General features: G+C 40.5%; 8 protein-coding genes and 1 pseudogene. 1 reads left to right on the top strand and 8 read right to left on the bottom strand.

From position 1 onward, the window contains the following. Nucleotides 1–12 precede the first annotated feature (12 nt). The 6 genes from ACFRAK_RS23155 to ACFRAK_RS23180 form a co-directional block, all read right to left on the bottom strand. Nucleotides 13–747, bottom strand: a complete 735-nt coding sequence (locus tag ACFRAK_RS23155; protein ID WP_394572573.1) for a CAP domain-containing protein — start codon at nucleotides 745–747, stop codon at nucleotides 13–15. Between the two features lie 447 nt (nucleotides 748–1,194). After that, nucleotides 1,195–1,632, bottom strand: a complete 438-nt coding sequence (locus ACFRAK_RS23160; protein WP_387604222.1) for a FixH family protein — start codon at nucleotides 1,630–1,632, stop codon at nucleotides 1,195–1,197. A 19-nt stretch (nucleotides 1,633–1,651) separates the two neighbouring features. Beyond that, nucleotides 1,652–3,067: a sensor histidine kinase gene (locus ACFRAK_RS23165; protein ID WP_387604220.1), complete on the bottom strand. Its 1,416-nt coding sequence runs from the start codon at nucleotides 3,065–3,067 to the stop codon at nucleotides 1,652–1,654. Continuing rightward, nucleotides 3,064–3,750, bottom strand: coding sequence for a response regulator transcription factor (locus tag ACFRAK_RS23170; RefSeq protein ID WP_098369359.1), 687 nt, complete (start codon nucleotides 3,748–3,750; stop codon nucleotides 3,064–3,066). Before ACFRAK_RS23170 ends, ACFRAK_RS23165 begins: the two co-directional genes overlap by 4 nt. Before the next feature lie 5 nt (nucleotides 3,751–3,755). Next, nucleotides 3,756–4,718 carry a YncE family protein gene (locus ACFRAK_RS23175; protein WP_394572574.1) on the bottom strand — a complete coding sequence of 321 codons (963 nt, stop codon included), beginning with the start codon at nucleotides 4,716–4,718 and terminating at the stop codon, nucleotides 3,756–3,758. A gap of 342 nt (nucleotides 4,719–5,060) precedes the next feature. Then, on the bottom strand, nucleotides 5,061–5,327 hold the full coding sequence (locus ACFRAK_RS23180) for a hypothetical protein (protein WP_387708598.1): 267 nt from the start codon (nucleotides 5,325–5,327) through the stop codon (nucleotides 5,061–5,063). Between the two features lie 109 nt (nucleotides 5,328–5,436). Here ACFRAK_RS23180 and ACFRAK_RS23185 point away from each other — a divergent pair, with 109 nt between their 5' ends. After that, nucleotides 5,437–5,679: a DNA alkylation repair protein gene (locus tag ACFRAK_RS23185; protein WP_387708596.1), complete on the top strand. Its 243-nt coding sequence runs from the start codon at nucleotides 5,437–5,439 to the stop codon at nucleotides 5,677–5,679. 57 nt (nucleotides 5,680–5,736) lie between these two features. Here ACFRAK_RS23185 and ACFRAK_RS23190 read toward each other — a convergent pair. Both ACFRAK_RS23190 and ACFRAK_RS23195 read right to left on the bottom strand, forming a co-directional pair. Further along, a pseudogene (locus ACFRAK_RS23190) lies at nucleotides 5,737–5,883 on the bottom strand (DUF2188 domain-containing protein); the annotation flags it as partial. 66 nt (nucleotides 5,884–5,949) lie between these two features. Next, entirely contained in the window at nucleotides 5,950–6,876 is a 927-nt protein-coding gene (locus tag ACFRAK_RS23195) for a CobW family GTP-binding protein (protein ID WP_387708594.1), read from the bottom strand. Nucleotides 6,877–7,409: the final 533 nt, after the last annotated feature.

Genomic DNA, 7,409 nt, shown 5'->3' on the forward strand with positions numbered 1-7,409 from the left:
TCTATTAATCTATTATTTTCCGATGAATTGTTGAGTCCAGTAGTTACCAGATTCTACATAACCTACCCCGATATGAGTAAAGCTAGGGTTCATGATGTTTTCACGGTGTCCTTGGCTATTCATCCAAGCTTGTACAACTTCTTCAGGTGTTTGTTGGCCTTGTGCGATGTTTTCGCCAGCTGTTGTATAGCTAATTCCGAATTGTTTCATCATATCGAATGGTGAGCCGTAAGTAGGGCTATTGTGATCAAAGTAGTTTTTATCTTTCATGTCTTGAGACTTAATACGTGCAACTTTGCTCAACTCAGTGTCGATTTTAAGAGCTGCCAAACCTTGTTTTTCACGTTCTGCATTTGTTAATTTAACAACTTGTTGTTCAAAGGCACTTAATTCAGAGCTTGTCTCTTGTTTTTCATCAGTTGATTTATTAGGTGTAACTGGTTTTGCTTCAGGTTTTGCTTGGTTCGTTGTTCCAGCTTCTTGCTGAACTGGTTTTTGAGCTGGCGTTTGAACTGGCGTTTGAACTGGCGTTTGAGCTGGCATTTGTTGTGCCTGCGCTGCAGGTAAAGTGATATTGTATTTAGCTAGGTATTGGTTAAGGGCTTTTTGCATATCCTCTTTATTAGTAGATTTAAAAGTTACTTGTTTCACAGTATCACAGTTGGCTGCTTCAGCTTGGTTAGCTCCTACTCCTGTGAATATAATAGCTGCAGCCGCTGCTGCTGACATAAACATTTTCTTTTTCATTCGTAATTCCTCCTGTGATGTTCATTTTTTGTTGTGCTTTGCTTCTGGAATCATCATAACATGCGTTTTTTGTAATAAAGGCTCCATCAATTTCCAACAAATTCACAGGAAGGGAATGAAAATATATTTATGATTCAAGTTTCAGAGAACTCTTGCAAAAACGCTTTAACTATCTATGTTTCTGCTAGTAGTATAAATACTCATATTTTCCCATTTATTTCTTGTCAATGGTAGTTACATAGAACCATTTCCATTGAATACTAATAAATTTTATTTGACATATCCTTTCCTGCCTGCTTTTTATGACTTTCTTTACTTTTATGTTACAAATTTTTCGGTTTAACTTCGACATTTCGTCATTTCCCCCTATTGTCTTGAACATTTTTCCAAACAAAAAAAACAATCCGGTTTTAAACCCGAATTGTCTTGATTTCGATCGTACATTCTTCATTTCATTTCTTCATCATTCATCTCGTCCATTTCCTTTTTTTCGCCATTTTGTTCAGGAGTGCTTGGTTTTCCTATTACGAATTCTTTCTTTGGCATGTTGTGCATATCCCTTGCCGTTACATGGGCATATACATAGTAGGTTCCTTCTTCATCAAAATTCTGTTCCAATTCATATATGCCGTTCCCTTTATGTTTCACTGCGATTTTTTCATGATTTTCGCTATTCGCAAGCCAAATTTCAAAACTGACATCATCCGCATCTGTCACGGCTTCGTCCCCATATGTTACTTTTGCCTGAAATTTCACAGGCTCATTCACTTTACCCTGAATTGGATCGACAGCTAAATCGACATTTAACAGTTTCGGAATTTCCTCTTCCTTGCTGCATCCAGCCAAAAAAATTAACGCCATGCAAAATAACATGATTTTTTTCATTTTTGAACGTATCCCCTTTTTATGAATTCCATTCTTCTTTTATAATCGGTAGGATGACCCTGACTATTGTTCCCCTTTTTTCCTTGCTTTCTATTTCGATTTTACCATTTTGTAATTCCACCAATTTTTTGACAATGGACAGTCCAAGCCCTGACCCGCCATCAAAACGGCTGCGTGCTTTGTTCACTCGGTAAAAACGATTCATGATATATGGCAGATCGGCTTCCGGAATCCCGTTACCCGTATCAGTAACCAGCAGTTCGCAATCATCTTTATGCTGAATTAGGGCAATATGGATCGCCCCTCCGGAATCCGTGTACTGAATAGCATTATCAATAATGTTATGCAGGATCTGTTCCATCCTTCCTTCATCCCCCAAAATAATCGGGTCTGGATCCAGATCTAGCTGCAAGCCCAAATGCTTTTCTTTTATTATCGGTTCATATTTCACTAGTACATCTTCAATGAATTGCGCATAGGCAATTGGGGTTTTATTTAACAAGAATGGATCACTTTCCATTTTTGATAAGTCCATCAGATCTCCGACAAGCCGCTGCAGCCTAAGAGCCTCCCTTGAAATGAGTTGAAGGTATTTCCGTTGCTCTTCATCATTTTTCACGACACCATCCAATATAGCCTGCGTGTAGCCCTTTACGTAACTAAGCGGGGTTCTGAGTTCATGTGCAACATTTTCTAGAAATTCCTTTTTTCTTTCTTCTTCCATTTGGATGGAATTGGCCATATCATTAAAGGCCATTGCCAGTTTCCCTATTTCATCCTGACTCCTTACCTCGACCTGTATGTCATAATTCCCCTCTGAGACACGATGGGCTGCAGTCTCGATTTCCTTAATCGGACTGACTAGCTTTTTCAACCATTTCGTAGTAAACAAAATCGCGACAATCAAAAATAATAGAACTGCCGCCAACCATTTTGCGGCAAATTCCTTAAGTAAGACCGTAATGGAATCTACAGGAATATATGTATAGATGATACCTTCGAGCCGATTTTCGTCAATCAGTGGTATGATCGCCGCTACGATGTTCTTTTCAAACCTTTTCTCATATCCCTCTTTTTCAACTGCTTTTCCATCTAAAAGCATTTGCCGTTCTTCTTCAGAAATAAGGGTGTCATAATTGATTTCAAAAGGCAGACAGGCACTCAATTCCCTGGGATTGTTGACGACAAAGATCTCGCTGTCATTCTTACTGTTAAACCATTCAACTTTTTCCTTGAAATCTTCGCTGATTTCACCGCCGGAGTAATCTGCCCCTAGCAATGACGCTTCATTGACTAAATCCGTTTTAAGCTTCTCCACATATAGATTTTTATAATAATATTGAGAAAGTGAATAAGCGAACAGCACGGATAGGATGATGGCGGTGATGATGGTGAGCCATAATTTAAAAGAGAGGGTCCGCCATTTATTGATCATTTCTTTTCCTCTATCTTATAACCGATTCCCCAGACGGTTTGAATGTAATCGGCAGCTCGTAATTTCATTCGTAACGTTTTGATATGGGTATCCACTGTACGTAAAGATCCTCCATACTCCCCGCTCCATACATTTTCAAGCAGTTGTTCACGACTGAGTGCCTGGCTTTTATGACGCATGAGGAACAACAGCAATTCGAATTCCTTCAATGTTAAATTGATTGGCTTACCTTCGACCAAAACCGTTCTGGATTGTAAGTTCAAGCTAATTTTACCGAACCGGACATGGTTTTGACTCTCTTCATTCAATGATAATTTCCCTGTCCTTCGCAATACAGCTTCGACCCTTGCGACCAATTCTCCTGGATTGAACGGTTTGACGATATAATCGTCGCCGCCAAGCTTCAGCCCTTTCACCTTATCCCATTCTTCACCTTTCGCACTGACAAATATCACAGGGATTTCCCAATTTTCTCGGATTTCTTCACAAACGGAGAAACCATCCATACCTGGCATCATGATATCCAATAGGATTAAATCCACTTCCTCTGTTTCAACCATACTAATAGCTTCTTTTCCATTCGCAGCTTGAAGGCATCGATAACCTGAGTTCAGCAAATACATTTCAACTAGATTTCGCATATCCTCCTCATCATCCACGACTAAAATGGTGTAAACATGCATGTCATCTACTCCCTCAACATCAATTGGAACGGACCTTCGCCGACTTTGATCGTTTTTTTAACATCGACTGTTTCAGCATCCATTACATACACTTCATCACTATCATAACCCGCCACGATCACATCTTCGTTGAAGTTCGACATTTCAAATGGGTTAACGCCGACCACTTTGCTTTTCACTACTTCATATTGATCATTCAATTTATATAAAGAGCTTGTACCATGACTAAGGACAAATATGCCTTCAGCATTCTCAAGGAACTTTATCGGCATGGTTGGAGCCTTCAGCTTATTCTTCAACTCTCCCGTTTTTGCCGAATAAATATATAGATCTTCTTCCACTTTGTCCCCATCACCGTGTCCTCCGATCCATATTTCATCCTTTTCTTCCCTTAACAATGTGCCTGTGCTGGAACTATGTACAGGAAATTCAAAATCGACCTTTTTCGTTTCAAGGTTTATCACAGAACATTTGGTATCACCAAAATTAATAACATACAAACGATTCTCTTGCACTCCTTGAAGAACGGTCAGGGGGCTTTTACCAACCTTGACAATATCCTGTTTCTCTCCATCTGTATTTAAAAAATAAATGGATTGATTCGATTGGTTGACTGCCACGATGCTTTTTCCATCACGTAATAACTGCATATTAACGATCCCTTTGCCAATTTCCCAACTGTTTATCAATTTTCCTGCTGATAAAGAGTACACTTGGACTTTCTCCATCTCTTTTCCATAAAGCAGGATAGTATCTTTGTCTGCCAGGAGCAGGGCTCCGGTAAATGGTTCTGAAATATCCCATTTTGCAAATGGATGATAGTTTTCATCTATGAAAGTCAGTGAGGTATCCTTGATATTGACAGTCGCCAGGAAAGATTCATTTTTATTGATTTTAGTATATGCATTACCGCTATTACACCCAGTAAGCAGTACGATGGCAAGAAAAAACCCAATGCCCCACTTCATATTCTAAGCTCCTTATTCATTAAATATCTATTTTTTAGGCTGTTTTCGCATACTTTGTTGCTATTTACCAAGGAAAGCGGTGTGGTTGATTTCCCCTCCAGATGCTCGCTTTCCGCGGGGCGGGCGGTGAGCCTCCTCGGCGTAAACGCCTATGGTCTCACCTGTCCCGCTGCTCCCGCTGGAGTCTCGCACTTGCGCTCCAATCAACCTTAAATCGTTTCGTTTTAAAAACAACAATCTTAACGAAAAGAGCCATTTTTTAAAGATTTTAACAATGATTTGTGAAAAAAGTATGAAGCTGAAAAGAATATTTGCTAACAAGCATCCGTAACACACCCGGAATTATAATCTTTCCAATTCAGTGATATAGGCCATGACGATCGCATTTTTCATTTCTTCTGAAAGCGATGATTCCATCACGCGTTTAATACAGAGGTAAAATTTCTCCAATACTGATTTTCGGGCACGGGGATGGGCATTTTCATCCAAAAGCTCACGGCGGATGAGTTCCGCCAACACTTCCCTTCCACCTCCATCGGTCACCTTACGATTGTTCCATATGCTTAAATAAGCCATCAGTAATTCTTCTTGCCTGACATTTTCTTTCATATTATCCCTTCCATCCATTACTAATTTATACATATTAATGTTCAAGTTTGTAAAGACTAGCTTAATAATACGATTATGCTTTTAAAAATTCAAAAAAGGAGTGAGTACAATGTCTCAAGTATACCGCTGCCCGAATTGCCGGACAAATAAATCTCGCTTCAATCTCATTCAGCAAGTAGCGACCCCCATTAAAAAGGATCCGCAGTCAGGTGAGATCATTGAACAATATTCGAACGAAGCCCTTCAGCCATTCCATCTAGCCTATAATGGTCCTGAAGTTCGGGTTCAATGTGCTGCTTGCGGATTGATAGAAGACGAAAAGACATTTGCCGCCTTTGGAATGCAACAATAAAAATGGTCAGACCCATTTGTGGGTCTGACCATTTTTTCAATCTTTTCCTACCGACATCTTAGCTCGGTCTATGGCGATTGGAATGGCTTTTCCATCCTCATATCCTTCATCCAATAATGCATTGGCGATTTCTATCGCCTTTTCCCTTACATCTTTATCTAGATTCTTCATCGAGTTTGGGTAATCGTCCTTATTCCATGGCACTAAAACCGCCTCCTTGATAAGAATGTCTCCTTTTTATGTTTCCCTTCTTTAATGGGCGGTAAACTTTTATCGGGCAGCTTTCAATTCCAAAGCTTTCAACTGACCGATCAACATTTCCTTATCCAACTTTTCCCCGATCATGACGATATTCAATGGCATTTTCATCATTTCATTCATATACATTGGCATTCCGTATGAGTATTGGAATAAATGGGGGTATTGTGAATGTGTAAAGGAAATGTATCCTTTCATCCGATAGACCGTTTCCGGCAGAGCCCTAAGCCACTCTTCAAAGTCGGTTTGTGCCACGGCACCTTCGAATGTATGAACGACTGCAGTTAAATGCAAATGGTCATGTACATCAAGCTTTTGATGGCCATTATGCCGGTTTCTTTGCATTTGCTGCAATGATGCCAAGGATACGGCTGCATACTCCGTCAATAAACATACAGCATCCGGATTCAGCGCCTGTATCGTATATATCAGCTGTGCGGCATCCATCTCACTTACCAAATCCACTTTATTCAATAATATGAAATCGGCATGGTGGATTTGCTCGGCAAGCAACTGCCGAAGCTGTGGAGACAGTTCCTCCCGATCGCGCCACCTTAATAAATCGACGACAGTGATAATCCCTTTATACTCCAGCCTTTTGGCGAAGATCGGCGACATGATGCCATCCAATACTTCAACTGGATGAGCTGCGCCCGTCGTTTCAATATAAACCGCATCCAGTTCATTTTCCGTTAGCAATTCATGGAGCTGAACCTCCAGTTTATCTTGAATTGTGCAGCAAATGCACCCGTCAAACAGCTCCTTAAGAGGCACTCCATCACCAATGAGTCCGCTGTCAACCGATACACTGCCGAGCTCATTTAACAGCACGGCCACTTTTCTACCCGCTTCACTTTCCTGTTTTAAAATATTTCGAAGAAGCGTCGTTTTCCCGCTGCCGAGAAAGCCGCCCAATATGTACACTTCGGTTGTTTTCATTCTTATCTGCTCCTATGATCCGGTTAAATTCGATTCCGTTAAATTTTATCATACTTATCTTACTAAAGCACTTGCCGGATCGACATAAAAAAACCAGCCCGTAAGCTGGTTTCAAACATAGACAAATTCGAAGAAAAGCGAGTTCGACTGCAGTGTTTTATTTAAAAACTTCCAGTCGATTTCAGAAATCCGCTCCCTTTCCGCCCACTGTCTGACAGGCCTCCTCGACGCAAGCCTCTGTGGGGTCTCGGCTAGCCAGTTATTCGGCAGGATTGTCGCAAATTTCTTCAATCCAATAAGGATTAGAGTATAAAACTATTAAGACCGGAGTACTATATTCGACCGTTCGCGTGATTTTATGACCTTCATCTCACTATTCGGACTCCTAACACCATCTTGTTGCCAAACTGAAATCACGAGTCCATCTTCGTGGTTACAGACTGTAGGCAAACTTGAACTGCCCCGTAAATGTTAGACACCAACTAACATTTATGGGGTGTTTTTTATGGCCAATTTTTCTGCCGAACAGAAAA

The organism is Peribacillus sp. NPDC056705 (assembly GCF_043656335.1).

What these genes read in the sequence shown, in the direction of transcription:
- ACFRAK_RS23165 (WP_387604220.1), bottom strand. Translation starts at nt 3,067, where the DNA reads ATGATCAATAAATGGCGGACCCTCTCTTTTAAATTATGGCTCACCATC.
- ACFRAK_RS23175 (WP_394572574.1), bottom strand. Translation starts at nt 4,718, where the DNA reads ATGAAGTGGGGCATTGGGTTTTTTCTTGCCATCGTACTGCTTACTGGG.
- ACFRAK_RS23195 (WP_387708594.1), bottom strand. Translation starts at nt 6,876, where the DNA reads ATGAAAACAACCGAAGTGTACATATTGGGCGGCTTTCTCGGCAGCGGG.
- ACFRAK_RS23185 (WP_387708596.1), top strand. Translation starts at nt 5,437, where the DNA reads ATGTCTCAAGTATACCGCTGCCCGAATTGCCGGACAAATAAATCTCGC.
- ACFRAK_RS23180 (WP_387708598.1), bottom strand. Translation starts at nt 5,327, where the DNA reads ATGAAAGAAAATGTCAGGCAAGAAGAATTACTGATGGCTTATTTAAGC.
- ACFRAK_RS23155 (WP_394572573.1), bottom strand. Translation starts at nt 747, where the DNA reads ATGAAAAAGAAAATGTTTATGTCAGCAGCAGCGGCTGCAGCTATTATA.
- ACFRAK_RS23160 (WP_387604222.1), bottom strand. Translation starts at nt 1,632, where the DNA reads ATGAAAAAAATCATGTTATTTTGCATGGCGTTAATTTTTTTGGCTGGA.
- ACFRAK_RS23170 (WP_098369359.1), bottom strand. Translation starts at nt 3,750, where the DNA reads ATGCATGTTTACACCATTTTAGTCGTGGATGATGAGGAGGATATGCGA.